Origin of the sequence: Bremerella cremea, from assembly GCF_003335505.1 — a bacterium.
Taxonomy (GTDB): Bacteria; Planctomycetota; Planctomycetia; order Pirellulales; family Pirellulaceae; genus Bremerella; species Bremerella cremea_A.
On sequence record NZ_QPEX01000030.1, the window covers coordinates 124,151 to 142,841 of the forward strand.

Consider the following 18,691-nt stretch of genomic DNA (forward strand, 5'->3'; position numbering starts at 1 on the left):
AATGGTTATTTAAGTGGTGTTTCAGTCCTACATGGCACCCGTTGGATAATAGTACACCGGCAGGCGTACGTTGAGATAAAAATGCGAATTAATTGATTCAAGCAGAGATTAGGTGCCATGGATCAGACGTCTGAAATGTACCATTACGAGGGTCTCGGCACTACGGTCGTGCATCCTTTGGGCGCGCTTATGCTCTTGGCTTGTGGGTTGTCGTTCGTACTCTGCCCACGTAAATACGCGGTTTGGCCATTGCTTATTCTGGTGTTTTTCGTCTCGGCCAGGCAATGCATCGCCATCGGCGGGTTTAATCTCTATTTCATTCGTTTCTTTGTGGTGTTTTTCGCTCCCCTACGTATGGTTATGCAAGGCGAACGCATTCGCATGACCTCGATTGATTGGTGTGTCGTCGCATACGGTATTACCTATTTATTAACTGGAATAATTAATTGGGACCTCTCCTTGGTGATGCTGAAAATGCGGTTAGGGTTTGTCCTTGAGATTGTCATTCTATATTTGGTCATCCGCTCTGTTATTCAAACCAAGGAAGATGTTGACAGCGTTATTAATGGAATAGCTATCATGGCATTTCCTTTGGCCTTTTTCTTTCTTCTTGAATATCAAACAGGACGCAATGTATTTGCGATTTTTGGTGGAATTCCCGAGATGACTTTGATGCGTGATGGGAAAATGCGTTGCCAAGGGGCTTTTGCGCATCCCATTTTGGCCGGCGTGACTTGGGCTGCATTCATGCCCCTGCTGATGTATCGGGCAAAGGAGCGGGGGATTTTCAAGCCTATGTCGATCGCGCCTATGATTGCGGCATGTGTCATTATTGCGACGACAACATCAAGCACTCCGATTCTGGGGCTCGCAGTAGGGATCGTGGGCACTATGCTGTTTCCATTGCGACGATTTACGGGGCTAGCTTTTGCGGGGGTTGGCCTCTGTTTGGTGGTGCTTCATTTTATGATGAAGGGCCCCGTGTGGCATCTAATTACTCGCATTGATATCACCGCCGGGAATTCATCGTGGCACCGTTATGTCCTTGTGGATGGCTTTATCACCCATTGGGATGAATGGTGGTTCATGGGGTCTCGAGTTGGTTCTGCGCATTGGGGGCACTTTGCATTTGATACATCAAATCAATTTGTGGCGACAGGGTTGCAAGGGGGGATTGTGCTCTTAGCTCTTTTGCTCGCTATCATTATTTTGGCAATTCGTAATGCAGGGCGTATTAGCGAGGTCTATCCGTTGCTAGGTTGGGTTTTAGGTGTCGCTGTATTTGTCCAATGTTTTAGTTTTATTGGTGTATCCATATTTGGCCAAATGCATTTTACATGGGCGCTTTCTCTGGCCATGGTAAGCGGGTTGTCAAGTGCCACCGCGATGATTCGTAAGCAAAGCTTGCAAAGGGTCGAGTATTCCGGGCGTGAGGAGTGGGAGAGTTCCTATGGCTAACGCTAAATCAAAGCGTTTTGCGTTGATACCCAGTTTGAATAACTTTTTGTGGCTGCAGCGATCGTTGAATCGATTGCGCTGGGTTATTTTTACTAAGGTTTGGGGGATGGAGATTAGCCCAAGCACCGTTATTTCTCTGAGCGCTCGACTCGACAAGACCCACCCACGTGGCATTCATATTGGTAAGGACACTTATATTGCATTTGATGCAGTGATTTTGGCGCACGACATGTGTCGCAGATTAAGGACCGATACTTATATCGGTGATAATTGTTTTGTCGGAGGGCGATCTATGATCTTGCCCGGCCTAACTATTGGTAACGGCTGTATCGTTGCTGCGGGGGCTGTCGTTACCAAAGATGTGCCAGATGGCTCTATTGTTGCAGGGAATCCGGCAAAGATTATTCGGTCGGGGATTTCTGTGGGAAAATTTGGTGTGCTGATTAGCGAATCAGACGTATGCCAGGAAACTTCAGGAGAAACTGAGGCGCAACGGTGAATAATTTCTCTGTCGTTATCCCTGCTTACAACGAAGCTGCTGTGATTGTTCGCTGCTTGAAATCGGTCCGTGAGGCTAATTGTGGTGAACTGCCTCAGGTCATTGTTGTGGCCAATAATTGCTCGGACGATACAGCCCAAAGAGCCAGAGACTACGACCCTAGTGTTGTAGTGATTGAAACGCCGATTGGCTCTAAGACGCATGCAATGAACTTGGCGGACGAAGTTGCAACTTGCTTTCCTCGTTTCTATATGGACGCCGATATTACGCTTGAAAAAAATGGGCTGCCTAAGCTGTGTAAGGAATTGGATAAGCCGGGCATATTTTTCGTGTTACCCCAAGCTTCGATTAAGCTGGAAGATCGTGCCTGGGCTGTACGTGCTTATTACAAAGTATGGGCCAAGTTGACTGCACATCGCTCAGGCATGGTTGGCTCTGGTGTTTATGGCCTGGGGCAAGAAGGGCGTAAGCGTTTTGATCAATTTCCCAGAATTACGGCGGACGACAACTTCGCACGACTGCATTTCACTGCCGCGGAAAGGGCAACCGTGCGAGATTGCAAATCGTTTGTGACGCCTCCGAAAACTCTGGCGAATATCATCGATATCAAGACTCGGAGTCATTTCGGAAACGAAGAGCTAAAAAAGTTGTACCCCGAGCTTTGGACGGAAAATGAATCAGGCTCGAAGCTTCGCTTTGCCAAGCTGGCATTGAATCCTCTGTGGTTGCCTTCGCTGGCGGTCTTTCTTTATGTCAAGTTTGCTGTCAAGAAACGTGTGCGAGAACGGTTCAAGCAAGGGGAAATCCACAAATGGGAAAGAGACGACACCTCGCGAGAGGAAGTTTCTTGTTGATGTCTCCCCTGGCCAAACCAGAGAATGCAACCCATGATGTTGGTGGCTTATTTATTGAGGTCTTCGCCACCAATCCCATACGAGCGACCAGCGGAAGCCCCGGATTCGTGGTAAATCAATCTCTTGCTATGTTGGATTATCGGCGCAGATATCAATAACTGCAAAGGACTTTGTTGTTCACCGGTTCTTCAACAGGGTAGTTTCTTATCGCTTCGATAAGTTTGCCTAGCTAATAATCGTGAGCACGTTTCGGGCGTTGTTTGAAGTTGTGAGTGTTTAATGAGCTTTGATGTATCTATCCTCGTTGTGTCCTACAACACAAGAGAAGAAACGCTTGCGTGCTTGGCTTCGGTTTACGAGCAGACGAAAGAGGTTTCCTTTGAACTGATTGTGGTCGACAATGCCTCGTCAGATGGGTCGGCGGAGGCCATCGAAGAAACGTTTTCTGATTTGACATTGATCAAATCGACAGAGAACCTGGGGTTTGCCGGTGCGAACAACTTGGCCGCCGAAAAAGCGACCGGTGAGTATGTGTTGCTACTCAATCCCGATACGGTGATCTTGGATCAAGCGATTGATCGCATTGTTGCATTTGCCCAAGCCGACTCTGAGATGGGTGTTTATGGTGGGCGGACTCTGTTTGGCGATCTGACCCTCAATGCCAATTCTTGCCATGGAGCTCCTACTCCGTGGAGCCTCTTTTGCATGGGAACTGGCTTTTCGTCTCTCTTTCGTAATTCCACGTTCTTCAATCCCGAAGGGCTGGGGGCATGGCGGCGAGATAGTGTGCGTGAGGTCGATTGTATTTCAGGGTGTTTCCTGCTGATTAAGCGGAGTATCTGGGAGCAGCTTGATGGTTTCGATCTCGACTACTTCATGTACGGGGAAGACACGGATCTGTGTTTGCGTGCCCGGAAGTTAGGGGCAAAGTGTTTGATTGTGCCAGACGCTCAATTAATCCATTATGGTGGCCGCTCCGAGCGAGTTCGTGGCGATAAGATGGTGCGGCTTTTTAAGGCAAAGCACCAACTGTTTCAGAAGCACTGGAGCCCGTGGGCGGTAGGTTTTGGGGGCAGTATGCTCGCAAGCTGGGCGTTAACCCGCTACTTGGCGTTAAGAGTGCTGGGCTTTGCTAGCGCTTCGTATCGACAGCGAGCAGAGGAGTGGTACTCCGTATTTCGCCGCCGTCGTGAATATACTTAAAGCCCCAGCTTGAGTTCTCGCTACCCTCAAGCGGGCTTGGCTGAGTCTAAATGAGGGGGCTATCGCAAGTGCAGCGGAAGGGCTGATCTTGTTGCCGGCCCTTCGTTTGTCAGTCGGCTCAGTTACTGGGCATCTTCTGGCTTGCGCCAAACTACTTTTACGGAAGGGCTGAGTAGTTCCGCATCGCTGTAGTCTTTAAGCTCACCTTGCTCTCGCAAAGCCTGTAGGTCCAAGCTGCTAGGATTCTTGCCGTCCATGAGAGGAGTTACTTCAGCTCCTGGCATTTGTTCTTGAAAGATGCGGTACCAATCTTGCAAGCGAAGCCTATTTAGGTAAGTGTTTTCGCACACAAGATGCTGGACATCAGGCCTAAGGTGTGCCCAGAAAGGAGGACGACTCTTGCTGCGGTTGAAGATCCGAATATCGTGACAACCACTGTCGCTTGTGTACAAATGGAACACGCAATAGAAAACCCCACCAGGCCGAATGACTCTACGCAGTTCTTTTAAGGCACTCGCTGGGTCGGAGATATGTTCGAAAACGGCACGAGAATAGACAACATCAAAGCTGTTTGCGTCAAACGTTAGGTTTTGAGCGTCCATTTTGCGGACGTCGAGCTTGGGCCATTTTGGGGCACCGGTTTCCTGGATATAGGCTTTGCGAATTCGGCGATTAATACCAGCTATGGAACGTAAGAGTGTTTTCGCAGCTCGTACTGTTCCGTCTTCGCGGAGAAGTCGTATTAACGCCCGGACATCGAAATCGTCAGGGACTGGGCTTTCAGTGTCAATTCCAATTGCCCGATTCTCTAAAGACAGGCATGCTAGTTGGATCATGTTTTGGCCGGAGCCAACTTCCAAGATGTCGCAATCAACGCAAGGTTTACCAGATACGGTTTCGATTTCTTTTAAGCTTGCTTGAACTTGAGCAACGATGTTCGTTACAAATTCTGTCGAGCGAAATAGCTGTAACAGCGACCAAAGCTCATTCAGACGCCGAATCGGTCCAAGAGCAACATTCGTGTAGCCAACGGATTTTTCTGAAGCCGCGGAAGTCTTGGACAAAACTAGCCTCAAATCAAGTAAAGAAAGAATCGATTGATATGCTCGGCAACGAACGGAAGAGCAGATGTGCGTTTGCCAGGGGGGATGCGACGCTGAATTCTTATGCGGTATCCGCTCATCGATTATAGCATACCCACTGTAGTTAGAATGGCTATTGCTTAATCCTGGTTTTAGGGGACATTCGATTCTTTAGCCTGATCCGTAGCCAGATAGAGCTTTCTGGCGTGCCTATGAAGGGCCCCAAGAACCTGATCCACTGTATGAGAGTCCTGATTGTCACTTTAATTCGCTTCTAGAAACTGGTCAACCATTCGCCTCTCGGCAAATCTCTTGGAGGTACTGTCCGTACTCGTTGGGGAACTGGTTTGCTCGTTCGAGGAGTTGTTCCTGCGAGATGAAACCTCTGCGAAAGGCGATTTCCTCGGGGCAGCTGATTTTTAAACCTTGGCGTTCCTCAATGGTTTGCACGTAGGCGCTGGCCTGTAGCATGGACTCGTGGGTGCCGGTATCGAGCCAGGCGAACCCTCGCGAGAAGAGCTCTACTTTCAGGAGGCCCTTTTCCAGGTAAACACGGTTGAGGTCTGTGATTTCTAATTCGCCACGTGCCGATGGCTTAAGCTTCGAGGCGAACTCGTAGACGTGCTCGTCATAGAAATAGAGGCCTGGCACTGCGAAACGAGACTTCGGCTTAGCCGGCTTTTCTTCCAGGGACAATACTTTGCCGGTGGAGTCGAACTCGACTACTCCGTAACGTTCTGGATCCTTGACCGGGTAGCCAAAGACGACCGCTCCTTCTTCGAGTTCAGCCCCGGTTTGCAGCATCTTCTGAAAACCTTGGCCGTAGAAAATGTTGTCGCCTAAGACCAACGCGACCTTTTCGTCTTTAACAAAGTCAGGCTCCAGCAAAAATGCTTGTGCAAGCCCTTCAGGTTTAGGTTGGGCGGTATAGCTCAGCTTCAAGCCGAACTGAGATCCGTCCCCCAGGAGTTTTTCAAAGTGACCGAGATCGTGCGGTGTTGAAATGATCAGGATCTCGCGGATGCCGGCCAGCATCAATGTTGACAGCGGATAATAGATCAGCGGCTTGTCATAGATTGGCAGCAGTTGTTTGCTGACTGCAAAAGTCAGCGGAAACAGGCGTGATCCGGTTCCCCCAGCTAGGATAATGCCTTTCATTAGGTCGCCTCCTTTGTTGCTGGCGAATCGCCCTGGCCTAGGCGTTTTTCTGTGTCGTGTTTGGCCTTCACGATGGCGAGCCATTCTGGATTGTCAAGATACCAGCGAATGGTCTTTTCCATCCCTGATTCGAGGGTTTCTTGAGGCTCCCAGCCCAGTTCCGAGGTTAGCTTCGAGCAATCAATCGCGTAGCGGCGATCATGGCCAGGGCGATCCTTGACGAACTTGATTAGATCGCGGCGAGAGCTGCCATTTTCTAGGGGCGAGATTGCGTCGAGTGAATCGCAGATGGTGTGAACGATATCGAGGTTTGCTCGTTCGCAATTGCCACCCACATTGTACGTTTCGCCAAGCCGTCCTTTTTCAAGCACGGTTGCAATTGCGGTGCAGTGATCTTCCACGTACAGCCAATCACGAATATTTTGCCCGTCGCCATAAACGGGAAGCGATTTACCTGCCAGGGCGTTCAGAATCATCAAAGGGATCAGCTTTTCTGGAAACTGATAAGGCCCGTAATTGTTGGAGCAATTGGTCGTGAGGGTCGGGAAACCATAGGTATGTTGCATGGCCCGCACAAAGAAGTCGGAAGCGGCTTTCGAGGCGGAATAAGGCGAGTTCGGCGAATAAGGAGTCGTTTCCTTAAACTTGCTACCATCATCCGCAGAGCCGTAAACTTCGTCGGTCGAGACGTGTAAAAAGCGAAACGTCGACTTCTCGTCTTCTGCAAGTTCTTTCCACCATTGGTGCGTTGTGTGCAGCAAATCGAAAGTCTTGAGGACGTTTGTCTCAACAAATTGACGTGGCCCGTCAATAGAGCGATCGACATGGGACTCGGCTGCGAAATTGACAACCGCAAACGGCTGGTATTCCTTTAATAGACGAGCGACCAGCGTGGTATCGCCAATGTCGCCATGGACGAAGACATGCTTGGCAGAGTCCGGGGGGACCGATTCGCGGATACCTGCGTACGTTAGTTTGTCGAGTGTAATAACACGATAGTCCGCATTCGCAAGCATTTGGCGGACAAAGCAACCGCCAATGAATCCAGCTCCGCCGGTGACAATTATAGTTTTCAACATTCGCTTTATTTACGGCTTAAGGGGGTGAATCACAAGATGGGATGTTGGCGTGTCAAAACTTTAAAACGCTACTTCGTAGCAGAGGTTTCTTCCGAAATCCAGTTTGACATCGCAAGGTCAAGGGCGTCGTGAACGTACGACAATGGGAAGCCAGCGGCGATCGCTTTCTCGTTGTTCATCACGCAATTCGATCGCGGTGCTATGGCAGCCTTTTGCATGAACTCTTCTTCGGAGTCGAAGAATTCAAACTCTTTGTCCGTGATACCGTGAGACTTCAAACGCTCCACGACTTCGTCTGTTGTAACGCATCCGGTGTTGGTGACATTGTAAATGCCTGGCTCTGGGCGGCTTTCTGCACAGTAAAGGCAGCTTTTGGCGAACTCGTCCAAGAAGGTCAGGCTGTTCGTCGCACGCAAGAGGCGTTGATATCGTAAGAGCTTCGTCAAATAATTTCTCGGGTTGTCGAGATTCTCGAAAGGAATGCGAAGACGTAGCACATAGCATTGCTCGGCATCGGCGAGAACTTCTTCACCAAGTGCTTTGGTGCCGGAGTAAAAGCTGCAGTTGTCGTAGCGAAACGAGAAGTTTGGCGGATCGCTTTCCGTAAAGCCTGAGCCGTCCTCACGCGTGCCGGTATAGATGCAGCCGGACGAAATTTGAACCCATGGCAGCTTTTTAGACTCGCAAACCTCTTTGACGACACCTGGCAGCACGGCATTGCCCATGAGGCACTCGTGCTTATGTTGCTCGCACGCGTCGACGTTTGGACGTCCCGTATAGCCAGCGGCATTGATTAAGAAGCTGGCGTTTCCAACAGCTTCGCCAAGTGATGCGGGGTCGTAGTAATTGCAGTCTTTTCGAGAAAGTACACGTACATCCTGACCTTGGCTGGACAGTAAATTCACGATACTCGAGCCTACGTAACCCGATCCACCGAGCACAACAATCATTAAAAAGCCCTGTAGTTACCCATTTGAAGATGTGTTGCCTATGAGAATATCCAGATATCGGGCCGTTTGCCTACCAATGACTACAGGCGACCGAAGTAGATTCCTCGCATCCCACTAATTTAACTCAACCGGTCGCGATGTTTCATGGCTTTACGCAAAACAAATGGGAATGTTTTTGACAATCTGTGCGAACCATGAAGAAAGACAATCCATTTTCCGTGGTGCGCCACCCTATTGAACTGCTGCCTGCCCCCAGAAGGAGGATTGCGTGTTGCGAAAATAGCACGAAGAGGATTGATTGTCTTGGGGACTCTCGCGGATTTTTGGTGAAAGAGATTGTCAGAATGTTATGAGCTAGGGCCGGGGGCGTGCATTGGGATGTTAATCTATCAAGAAGCATCGTGGCATTATGCTTTCACAATCCTCTCGCGGTGAGCCTGTACTCTTTTGGTGGCGTTGCGGGTGTCGATTACTAACTGGCTGTGCTTAACGATGAAATCGTAGTCGTAGGCAGAATGGTCGGTGGCGATCAGCACTAGGTCTTGCTGGGCCAGCCAATCCGCAGTTAGGGCTTGGCTGGTCATGTGGGGAACATCGTAGTGCCGCATCTCGGGCAGGACGGGGATGTGAGGGTCGTTGTAACTGAGATCGGCTCCGCGCTGCAGGAGTTCTTCCATCAGCTTGAACGAGGGGCTCTCGCGTGGGTCGTCGACATCTTTCTTATAGGCCATTCCCAGCAGGCCAATCTTGCTGCCTCGAACCGGTTTGCTTTGATCGTTGAGGGCTTCGATTACCCGCTGAATGACATAGTGGGGCATCGAGGAATTGACTTCCCCGGCTAGTTCGATGAAGCGGGTTGATAATTCGTTCTTACGGGCCAGCCAGCTTAAATAGAACGGATCGATCGGAATACAATGGCCTCCCAGGCCAGGTCCAGGATAGAAGGCCTGAAAGCCGAACGGTTTGGTCTTAGCGGCATCAATGACTTCCCATACGTCGATGTCGAGCTTGCTGAACAGAATTTTCAACTCGTTGACGAGCGCGATGTTCACCGCGCGGTAGATGTTCTCCAGGATCTTGCATGCCTCGGCTACTTCCAGGCTACTGACCGGAACTGTTTGCACGACGGCATGGCCATACAGATCACAGGCCAACTGCAAGCTATGCTCGTCGTAGCCCCCTACGACCTTGGGAATGCGGCTGGCATTGAAGTCTGGATTGCCAGGATCTTCCCGCTCGGGGCTGTAAGCCAGGAAAAAATCTTCTCCGGCCGTCAGTCCCGACTCAGCCAACAGCGGTAAGACAACGTCGCGAGTCGTACTAGGATAAGTCGTGCTTTCCAGCACAATTAATTGCCCTGGTCGCAAAGTCTGAGCAATCATCCTCGCTGTGTTTTCAACATAGGTTAAATCAGGGTCGCGGCTCGCCGAGAGCGGCGTGGGCACGCAAATCAGCAAGGCGTCTGCTTCCTTAAGCCGCTGCATGTCGGCGGTTGGCTCGAATTGCTCTTGAGAGATGCACTGCGAAATCCAGGCCGAGTCGATATGTTTGATGTAGCTTTGTCCTGCTAACAAACGCTCGACTTTGGTCGGGTCCGAGTCAAAACCAATGGTTTGGAAACCAGCTCGCACAAATGCCTGAATCAAAGGGAGCCCGACGTACCCCAGCCCGATTACCCCAACCTTGGCTGTTTGTTTTTCAATGGCAGAAGCAATCGCCTCGAATTGCTTGGAAGGGAGATTCTCAGAGGTGGGGTTGGACGACATGGATACCTTTCAAGAAAGCCCAAAGGCCATGTGATCAGGCAAGCGACTTGGCCAAGGGGCCTTGAGAGCTGCGATGAAAACGTTTCTCTCAGTATACTCCGATTTCCCACTTTCGCTGAGGTGCCGCTCTGATCCTTCAGATTGGCTGGAGGGGTTTCAACCTTGCCGCTAATCGTCCCAGGTTGGTAGCGGGTGATCTAATCCGCTTACCGTATGCAGCATGGTTTGCCGAACTTTGTTCAATCGCAGTAAATGGGGGGCGATATGATTTCTCACCATTCGTTTGAAGAACGATTCGCCTTTGGCAAAGCCGGTGAAGGTGCGGATCCGCTGCACAATGGCGTTATCGACCGGCCAGCGTAATTTTTGATAACGGCTAAGCTGATCTCGCTTGGCCAGTTCGGCCAAAACCCAGGCATCTTCAATTCCCAGATTCATCCCTCGGGCCCCCACCGGCGAATGAAGGTGAGCGGCGTCGCCAGCAAAGTAGACGTTGCCGACATTCATTTTCTCGACCAAACGGTGCGAGATATGGAACGAAGAATTCCACAGCGACTTGCCAATCGGATTGGCCTCGCTCAGGTAGTTCAAAGGTTCGGGAAAGTTGCCCAGTACCCGCCAAACGGTAGGTTCCCCTGGTTCTTCCTCTCCAGTGACCACCGGCAACATGAAGAGAAAGCCATCGTCGACAAATTTGATGTGCGCGCGATTCGGATCGAGGTCGGTGGCTAACGAAATATCGTCCAGCACCCAGGCCCGGTCGTACGTATCGCCTGGAAAGGAGACATGCACCGATTTGCGGGCAATGCTATGGGCTCCGTCGGCGGCCACAATCCAAGAGGCTTCGGCCAAATGTCGCTCGTAGGTTTCGGTATGGACGAGTTCGGCTTTCCCTTCGGCCAACTGAGGTGAATCGACCAACTCAAGCTGCCGCTCGATCGGAATGCCCCGTTCGGCCAAGTCTTCCCGCAAGATCCGCTCGGTAGTGGCTTGCGATAAGGCGAGCAGAAAAGGGAAGCGGTGTTCGAGTTGCTCGAAGTCGACCTGAGCGACAATCCGGTCGCCACGGTGAATGGTGGCTCCGTGAATCTTTTTTCCCAAGGCCAGCAACTTATCGGTCAGGCCGGTCGATTCCAGTAGTTCCAGCGTCCGCGGATTGACGCCCAAGGCTTTCGAGAGAAGGCTCGGCTCGGTTCTCTTATCAACAATCCGCGCAGCAATGCCATGTCTTGATAAGAAAGAAGCGGCAGCCAAGCCAACCGGGCCAGCACCGATGATTAAAGGAGATGATTGCGTCATACAGAGCGTATTCAGGTAAAGGGACTTCGTCGCGAAAACGGCAACCTGTACTCATCACCCTAGAGTGCGGTGATGTTCTCTGCAACTATGGAAACCCAAGGAATGATTGAGCAAGCCCCCAATTGCTCGCTAGAATACCTAGAATCACAGATCCTTGCCTCTTTAATAACTGGGAGAGTTGCCGTGTTTGCTTCCTTTCGGCGGATGTTGCTTGTATTGCCATTGACCGGGCTGGTGCTAGCCAGTGCTTTGTCGGCCATGGCCGAAGATTGGCCCCAGTGGCGCGGGCCCCAGCGAGATGGAATCTCCAGTGAGACCGGCCTACTCAGTAAATGGCCAGCCGAGGGGCCGAAGCTGGTGTGGCAAGTCAACGACTTAGGAGATGGCTACGGCGCGGTCTCGGTGGCCCAGGGGATGATTTTTCTGGTCGCTAACGAGGGCTTAGAAAACGAACTCGTCAAAGCGCTCGATCAGCAAACGGGCGAAGTCGTGTGGGGCACACGTATTGGTAAGGTGGGCAACCCTGATCAAAAGCCAAGCTACCCGGCCGCTCGCTCGACACCAACGGTCGATGGCAAGTTGCTGTACGCTTTGGGCTCGAACGGCGATTTGGCTTGCCTGGAAACGAAGTCAGGCGAAGTCGTCTGGCGGAAGAGCATGCGTGATGACTTCGGCGGCGAGCCTGGCGTGTGGGCTTATTCCGAGTCGCCCCTGATCGATGGCGACAAAGTCATCGTCACGCCAGGGGGGGAAGAAGCCGGGATTGTCGCCCTCGATAAAAAAACGGGCGAAACCATCTGGAAAGCGAACGTCAAAGAAATGGGAGCCGCCGGTTACGCTTCCATCATGGCTTTCGACGCCGATGGAAAACGACAGTACGTTTCGTTCATGGGTAATGGGCTAGTTGGGGTGAATGCCGCCGATGGCAAGCAGCTTTGGGCGTACACCAATACCAAAGGAGCCGCCAACATGCTAACGCCGGTTATCGGAGGCGATGTTGTTTACAGCGGTGGTGGCCGCCGTGGCGGAGGGGCCGTTAAGCTGATTGCCAAAGACCAGGGAATCGATGCGGAAGAACTTTACTTCAATACCAAGCTACCCACGGCGATTGGGGGCGGGGTTAAGATCGGTGACTATCTTTACGGCTGCAGCAATTCGACGCTGATGTGTGTCGACTTCACTTCCGGCGAGATTAAGTGGCAAGAGCGAATCAGCGCGGCAGCCTCGATCTTGTTTGCCGACGGGCGACTTTACCTACATACCGAAGATGGCAAAGTAATGATGGTAGCCGCGTCACCAGAAGGTTTCCAAGAGATCAGCAGTTTTAGCCCGCCAGGGCAGCCAGAAGGGACCGGCAAGTCGTGGGCTTACCCGGCGTTGGCCGATGGCAAGCTGTACATACGGCAGCATGGTACCCTCTGGTGCTACCAAGTGAAGTAAGCAATTGCTCCAAGTCCGGCCTTGAGCACGCCTCTCCTCAGCTGGGGAGAGGCGTAGGATCGAAGAGGGTAGCAGTAAAGTTACGCACTCGTCGTAGTGACCGGTAGGTGAGAGGCCTCCCAGGCCTTGAAGCCCCCCACCATATCGAGAACATCTCGCCGGCCAAGCTTCAAGAGCAAACTGGCCCCAATCGAAGAGCGATACCCTCCGGCACAATGCACCACCAAGTGGTCGGCTGGCGGAATCTCGTCGAAGCGTTCCGCCAAGTGATTCAGCGGAATGTTGAGGCTACCTTCAATGTGCCCGTCGTCGTATTCCTTGCCGTTGCGGATGTCGAGAACCACCACGTTGCCGTCCAGTTCCTGTACGGCTGGAGCGGTGATTCGCGAGGTTCTGGCGACCAACTCGGGGTGATCATTCAAGGCGTCCATTCCCTCTTTCAAATAACCTACGACCTGATCGAAGCCAATTCGGCCTAAACGCAAGATCGATTCTTCCACGCGTTCTTCGTCGGCGATCACCACAATCGGTTCCGTCTTGTTGAGCATCGTACCTGCCCAGGTCGCGTACTTGCCGTCGATGCCAATATTCAAAGAATCCTTCAGGTGGGCACCGGCGAATTCAATCGGATCGCGTGTGTCCACTACCTGGGCACCTTCGGCTTGCTTTTCCAGCACTTCAGCGAGGGAAAGTGCCTGCATGCTATGCTGCATTGCTTCGTCCAAGCTCGGACGGTTTTTGCGGTTCATGATCGCATCGTGGACGAAGTAGTCCGGGGCATCAGGCTGGGCGGCGGTAACAATCTTAAGGAACTCTTCCCGCGACATCGGTTGCAACGCGTAGTTGTACTTTCGCTGTTCGCCCAACGTTGAATAAGGTTCACTACTCAGCGCTTTGCCGCACAGCGAGCCTGCTCCGTGGGCCGGGTAAATTCGTGTGGCATCCGGCAGCTTCAGCAGTTTCTCGTGCAACGAGTCGTAAAGCATGTTGCCTAGCTCATCCGCCGTCACTCCAATCGAAGCCAAGAGGTCAGGCCGACCGACGTCGCCAATGAAAAGCGTGTCGCCAGTCAGCGCGGCGTAAGGTTCGTCGCTGCTGTAGCTCGGATCGTAGACCAACATCGTGATCCCTTCCGGCGTGTGTCCAGGCGTTTCTATTGTGGAGAGGTAAACAGCCCCCAACTCCACCCGATCGTCGTCGGAGAGTTTGACATGATCAAATTCCGCTTCCCCCTTGCTGCCGATATAAATCTGAGCTCCGACACGGTTGCGGAGTTCGATATGCCCGGCGACGAAGTCAGCATGGAAGTGCGTCAGGATGACATGCTTAATCTCGAAGCCGTGTTCTTTGGCGTCTTCAAGATAGATATCGATATCGCGCTGGGGATCGATGACCGCAGCAATCTTGGTTTCTTCGTCCGCCACCATGTAAGAGGCGTGGGAGAGGCATTCCAGGTAATAGCGTTGGAAATACATCGTTCGAATTCCTTGAGCAGCGGAGGGATATGTGGGGCGATGACTTCAAAGGAGCGGGCGGCAGGGCGAAGTGTTTTCGCTCTGCCGCGAGGGATTACGCTTTACAACTGCCCGACGAGCAGCCACCGGCTTGGTTCCAGGGCATCTTGGCCAGCAGCATGCCCATGCCGCAGGTGTCGGTGATTCCGGCGAACATCAAACCAGCTCCGACGAACGCCGAGATGCCAGCGAAGTAGGGATGGACGAACATTCCCAGCAAAGCACCGACCAGGACTAAAAAGCCAGCGGTGATCCGAACTTGGCGTTCTAGCGAGATCGCCTTCTTGCCACGCTCGACCGGCAGCCCTGCCGAGGCCCAGGCATCGGTGCCCCCTTCGACGTTGACAACGTTTTGGTAGCCAGCGGCAATGAACTTGTCGCAAGCCTTACCGGCTCGATTGCCAGACTTGCAAATCACATACAGCGGCTGGTCCGCCGATCCATTGCGAGATTCCATGACTTCCTTTGGTGACAACCGGTCGAGCGGCAGATTGACCGCCTCGGTTGCGTGAACTTCTCCATATTCAGCCGGGGTGCGAACGTCGATCAGGTCGCAATGACCCTGCTGACGTCGCTCATGCAATTCTTTGGGCGAAATCGTTGTGACGCTCATGGCTTGATCCTTCTTGTTATGTCGTGAGGTGGCGATGTGTTTGGGTAAAAAAAGGGAAGGCAGCTTAGTCCGTTTGATGGAGAAAGCGACCTTCGATACAGTTCATAATATCGTGCAGATGGGGCTCGGCAATCTGGTAATAAACCCGTCGGCCTTCGCGTTCGCTGGTGAAAAAGCCGCAGCGTTGCATTAACCGCAAATGTTCCGAGGCCAGGTTTTCAGCAATGCCGCAATCCTCCGCAATTTCGCCCACGGTAAAGCGGCCAGCAATTAACAGCTGCACCATGCGGATGCGGACCGGGTGGGCCAACGTTCGCAAACACTCAGCCGCTTGGCCAAGGGCTTCCATGTTGAGGGGCGGTTTCACTTGAGGTTTCTCGGTCATAGCTTCACTCTCCTAATACAAATATATCGTAAGGTTACGATATGTCAATGGAGAATATCTGCCCGAGAAGCCTCGTTTTTCGTGAAATAGGCAAACAGCTACCTTGCCGCTAGTAATCCCGAAAAGGACCTCTTGGCTCGGCGGCTTGCATTTCTTGCTACCACTTGGCGAAGCGACTCTGCAGCTGTTTGACCTTTTCGGGATACTGCGCGGATAGGTCGTTCTTTTCGCTAAGATCGTCGGGCAAGTAGTATAGGCCGTGTCCTCGTTTGCTATCGAGCCACTTCCAGTCGCCTACTCGCACGGCAAGTTCGCCCCGGCGACAACACGTACTCTTCTGGTGGATAAAGATAACCGTCGTCCACACGGTCGTTGCGAGTCATGTCGTAGGTACCGTTACGCTGCGGATAGCGACCGGTTAGAAACGAAGCCCGCGACGGCGTACAGGCATTCCAGGCCACGTCAAAGCTCGTTAGTCGCGTCCCTTCGCTGGCCAAGCGATCTAGGTGCGGGGTATGCACATCTTTTGCCCCAAAGCAACCTAAGTCGTGATATCCTTGATCGTCCGAAACAATCAACACCACATTGGCCGGGCGTCCGCCCAAGTTGTTCAGGCGTTTTCCACGAGTTCTAACGTTGTCGTGGTTCGCCGTTGCTCGGTTAACAACGCAGCCTTTTCTAAGGTAGGTGCGTTCAGAATAACAGAGTTCTGTGACAAACGCACGTTTAAGCGGTAGCCAAGATCTCATTTCTCAGACCAGCGAAATGAGCATGCGAGTTCGCGAAGAACGTCGTCGGCAAGACTTGGTAGTGAGCGAGCTTCTGTTCGACATGCTGCCAACCGGCGGCCGCGGCAATGTCGAACGCCTGTAGACCATGGGCGATACGTTCTACTTGGCGATCGAACTTCCAAAATTGAAGCCACCGACCACGCGGGAAGTAAGCAAAGCGAACCGCAGGCATCAACGCCAGCGACCGCATCGTCGGCCACCTGAAATCGGCTACCGCTTGGGTGATACTGGGATCAACCACGGTGGCTTGTTCGTCGCGGAAGTGGACTTCAAAGATCTCGCGTTTGGCAGTATCGTCGAGCTCGATCCCGGCCTGGTTCGACTCGTGCAAACGACAGAGCGCCGTTCGTAGTTCTGGACGCACCAGCTTAGTGGCCAACGGGTGATTACCATGTTGCTTGGTAAAGTGATACGTGGTGTAGGTTTCTACACAGACCCGCCGGTTCACCTCGCGGAACGCTTCGGCGAAGTTTTCTAAAGCGTCCAGTTGCTGCGTTCTTCTTTGAGGTGAAAAAGCATACTGCCAGCTAAGCAGCTTGCCCAGCTTCATCCCAAAGGCAAAATAGCCCCGCGCCCATAGCGCTCCATGGGCTGCGATCAGCGGGAAAATGTGGTTTCGGCCAGAGTCTTCGTACAGGTGATAATACGTGGCGGCTCGTTGCGAAAGATCCTTCGTTGTGCCTGCCAAGCGTACTGCCTCTTTTCGCAGGTCGTTATAGCGACGCTGCAATTGTGTCAATGTTTCCATGGCCTGATTCCCTCGCTTGGCAGGCAAATGCTTGTGTGTTTTTTTGCTGAGAGATAGACCGTGGAGGGCTTCGTGGTGGCAACTTAAAAAAGAGAAAAGATTCTTGGTCGGCCACTTAAGTCGTAAAATAGAAAACAGCCTGGGAAGTGTCTCCTTGGCTTTCATCACAAGCGAGAAGCGCGTACAACACAAGCATCGCTGGCTGGCCCCGCTGAAGGTTGTTTCCTGCGGCCAGCGAAAATGAAGCAACGCCTCAACTGCACCCTCATCATTCCAGGAGATATGCCATGCTATCGACATCGGAAACCCCAGTCGCGAGTGCCAAGACACAGAAGTTTCTCGCCCAAGAACACAAGTTGCTGATTGATGGGCACTGGGTACCGGCAGCAATGGGCAAGTCGTTTGAAGTGGTCAACCCAGCCGATGGCAGCGTGCTTGCCTCGGTGGCCGAAGGAGGCCAGGAAGATATCAATAAAGCCGTCGCCGCCGCACGACGAGCATTTGAAAGCGGCCCCTGGCACAACATGACTCCGTCGGAGCGAGGCAAGCTAATTTGGAAGCTGGCCGACTTGATGGATCAGCATATCGAAGAGTTCGCCGAAATCGAATCGCTGGACAACGGCAAGCCGAAAGCGGTGGCTCAAGCTGCCGATGTTCCTCTGGCGATCGACTTGTTCCGCTACATGGCCGGGTGGGCTACCAAGATCGAAGGAACCACGATTCCGATCTCGGTTCCTTATCTTTCCGGTGCCGAGTTCCATAGTTACACCTTGCGCGAGCCGGTGGGCGTGGTGGGGCAGATCATTCCTTGGAACTTCCCTTTGTTGATGGCCGCGTGGAAGCTGGGGCCAGCCTTAGCTACCGGGTGTACCGTGGTTTTGAAGGTGGCGGAAGAAACCCCGCTTAGTGCGATACGCTTAGGGCATTTGATTCAAGAGGCTGGCTTTCCGCCAGGCGTCGTGAATATTGTCACCGGTTTTGGAGAAACGGCAGGAGCGGCCCTTTCGGCGCATCCTGATGTCGACAAGATCGCGTTCACCGGTTCGACCGAAGTGGGCAAGTTGATCGTCAAAGCGGCCGGCGAAACGAACTTGAAGAAGATCACGTTGGAATTGGGAGGCAAGAGTCCCAACATTATTTTGCCCGATGCCGATCTGCCGTCGGCGATTGCCGGAGCGGCCAACGCGATCTTCTTTAATCATGGCCAGTGCTGCTGTGCCGGTTCGCGGTTGTTTGTCCATCGCAGCCAGTTCGAGCAAGTGGTGGAAGGGGTGGCGGAAGAGGCTAAGAAGATCCGGCTAGGCCCTGGCATGCACCCAGAGTCTGGCATGGGCCCGATGGTTTCACAGATTCAACAAGATCGCGTCTGTGGCTACCTCGACGCTGGCTTGCACGAAGGGGCCACGGCGGTCGTCGGCGGGAAGAAGTACGAAGGATCTGGCTACTTCATTGAGCCGACGGTCTTGATCGACACTCACCCGCAAATGAAGGTGATTCAAGAAGAGATCTTCGGCCCTGTTGTCGCAGCGGTTCCGTTTGACGACATCGAAGAGGTGGTTGCCACGGCCAATAACAGCATCTACGGTCTGGCGGCTGCCGTCTGGTCCAAAGACATCAGCAAAGCCCACCGGATCGCCAAGCGGATAAAAGCTGGCACCGTCTGGGTGAACTGCTACAACGTCTTCGACGCCGCGCTGCCTTTCGGCGGCTACAAGCAATCTGGCTGGGGCCGAGAAATGGGACACGAAGCAATCCAGTTATACACACAAACCAAAGCGGTCACCGTGCAACTGGCATAGCCCACGCTTCGCTGAAAAAATTCAGGGGCAATCACAGATTGCCCCTGAACGAA

Annotated in this window: 17 protein-coding genes; 6 read left to right on the forward strand and 11 right to left on the reverse strand. The window is 52.6% G+C overall.

What is annotated here, in order from left to right; genetic code table 11:
- Window positions 1–117 precede the first annotated feature (117 nt).
- From DTL42_RS15410 to DTL42_RS15425, 4 genes are all read left to right on the forward strand, one after another.
- Complete coding sequence (locus DTL42_RS15410) at window positions 118–1,458, forward strand: hypothetical protein (protein ID WP_114369622.1); 1,341 nt, start codon at window positions 118–120, stop codon at window positions 1,456–1,458.
- Entirely contained in the window at window positions 1,451–1,957 is a 507-nt protein-coding gene (locus DTL42_RS15415) for an acyltransferase (protein WP_114369623.1), read from the forward strand. Before DTL42_RS15410 ends, DTL42_RS15415 begins: the two co-directional genes overlap by 8 nt.
- On the forward strand, window positions 1,954–2,811 hold the full coding sequence (locus DTL42_RS15420) for a glycosyltransferase (protein WP_114369624.1): 858 nt from the start codon (window positions 1,954–1,956) through the stop codon (window positions 2,809–2,811). The genes DTL42_RS15415 and DTL42_RS15420 overlap by 4 nt, the downstream gene beginning before the upstream one ends.
- Window positions 2,812–3,090: 279 nt before the next feature.
- On the forward strand, window positions 3,091–4,014 hold the full coding sequence (locus tag DTL42_RS15425; RefSeq protein ID WP_114369625.1) for a glycosyltransferase family 2 protein: 924 nt from the start codon (window positions 3,091–3,093) through the stop codon (window positions 4,012–4,014).
- A gap of 122 nt (window positions 4,015–4,136) precedes the next feature.
- Here the strand turns inward: DTL42_RS15425 and DTL42_RS15430 are convergent, their stop codons facing one another.
- From DTL42_RS15430 to DTL42_RS15455, 6 genes are all read right to left on the reverse strand, one after another.
- Entirely contained in the window at window positions 4,137–5,078 is a 942-nt protein-coding gene (locus tag DTL42_RS15430) for a class I SAM-dependent methyltransferase (RefSeq protein ID WP_114369626.1), read from the reverse strand.
- A gap of 303 nt (window positions 5,079–5,381) precedes the next feature.
- Window positions 5,382–6,254: a glucose-1-phosphate thymidylyltransferase RfbA gene (gene rfbA / locus DTL42_RS15435; RefSeq protein WP_114369627.1), complete on the reverse strand. Its 873-nt coding sequence runs from the start codon at window positions 6,252–6,254 to the stop codon at window positions 5,382–5,384.
- Window positions 6,254–7,333: a dTDP-glucose 4,6-dehydratase gene (gene rfbB, locus DTL42_RS15440; protein WP_114369628.1), complete on the reverse strand. Its 1,080-nt coding sequence runs from the start codon at window positions 7,331–7,333 to the stop codon at window positions 6,254–6,256. The genes rfbA and rfbB overlap by 1 nt, the downstream gene beginning before the upstream one ends.
- A gap of 68 nt (window positions 7,334–7,401) precedes the next feature.
- Entirely contained in the window at window positions 7,402–8,283 is an 882-nt protein-coding gene (locus tag DTL42_RS15445) for a sugar nucleotide-binding protein (protein ID WP_114369629.1), read from the reverse strand.
- Between the two features lie 407 nt (window positions 8,284–8,690).
- Entirely contained in the window at window positions 8,691–10,049 is a 1,359-nt protein-coding gene (locus DTL42_RS15450; RefSeq protein ID WP_114369630.1) for a nucleotide sugar dehydrogenase, read from the reverse strand.
- Window positions 10,050–10,217: 168 nt separating this feature from the next.
- Window positions 10,218–11,348, reverse strand: coding sequence for an FAD-dependent monooxygenase (locus DTL42_RS15455; RefSeq protein WP_114369631.1), 1,131 nt, complete (start codon window positions 11,346–11,348; stop codon window positions 10,218–10,220).
- A 183-nt stretch (window positions 11,349–11,531) separates the two neighbouring features.
- Here DTL42_RS15455 and DTL42_RS15460 point away from each other — a divergent pair, with 183 nt between their 5' ends.
- On the forward strand, window positions 11,532–12,788 hold the full coding sequence (locus DTL42_RS15460) for a PQQ-binding-like beta-propeller repeat protein (RefSeq protein WP_158545403.1): 1,257 nt from the start codon (window positions 11,532–11,534) through the stop codon (window positions 12,786–12,788).
- 80 nt (window positions 12,789–12,868) lie between these two features.
- Here DTL42_RS15460 and DTL42_RS15465 read toward each other — a convergent pair whose 3' ends face one another.
- The 5 genes from DTL42_RS15465 to DTL42_RS15485 form a co-directional block, all read right to left on the reverse strand.
- Window positions 12,869–14,263, reverse strand: a complete 1,395-nt coding sequence (locus DTL42_RS15465) for an MBL fold metallo-hydrolase (RefSeq protein ID WP_114369633.1) — start codon at window positions 14,261–14,263, stop codon at window positions 12,869–12,871.
- 94 nt (window positions 14,264–14,357) lie between these two features.
- Window positions 14,358–14,915: a rhodanese-like domain-containing protein gene (locus DTL42_RS15470; RefSeq protein WP_114369634.1), complete on the reverse strand. Its 558-nt coding sequence runs from the start codon at window positions 14,913–14,915 to the stop codon at window positions 14,358–14,360.
- A gap of 64 nt (window positions 14,916–14,979) precedes the next feature.
- Entirely contained in the window at window positions 14,980–15,300 is a 321-nt protein-coding gene (locus DTL42_RS15475; RefSeq protein ID WP_114369635.1) for an ArsR/SmtB family transcription factor, read from the reverse strand.
- 272 nt (window positions 15,301–15,572) lie between these two features.
- Window positions 15,573–15,905 (reverse strand): sulfatase-like hydrolase/transferase, encoded by a 333-nt coding sequence (locus tag DTL42_RS15480; RefSeq protein WP_234824229.1) that lies wholly within the window; start codon window positions 15,903–15,905, stop codon window positions 15,573–15,575.
- Window positions 15,906–16,026: 121 nt separating this feature from the next.
- Window positions 16,027–16,839, reverse strand: a complete 813-nt coding sequence (locus DTL42_RS15485; protein WP_114369637.1) for a hypothetical protein — start codon at window positions 16,837–16,839, stop codon at window positions 16,027–16,029.
- Window positions 16,840–17,126: 287 nt separating this feature from the next.
- On the opposite strand from DTL42_RS15485, the gene DTL42_RS15490 reads away from it, so the two are divergent.
- Window positions 17,127–18,638: an aldehyde dehydrogenase family protein gene (locus DTL42_RS15490; protein WP_114369638.1), complete on the forward strand. Its 1,512-nt coding sequence runs from the start codon at window positions 17,127–17,129 to the stop codon at window positions 18,636–18,638.
- Window positions 18,639–18,691: the final 53 nt, after the last annotated feature.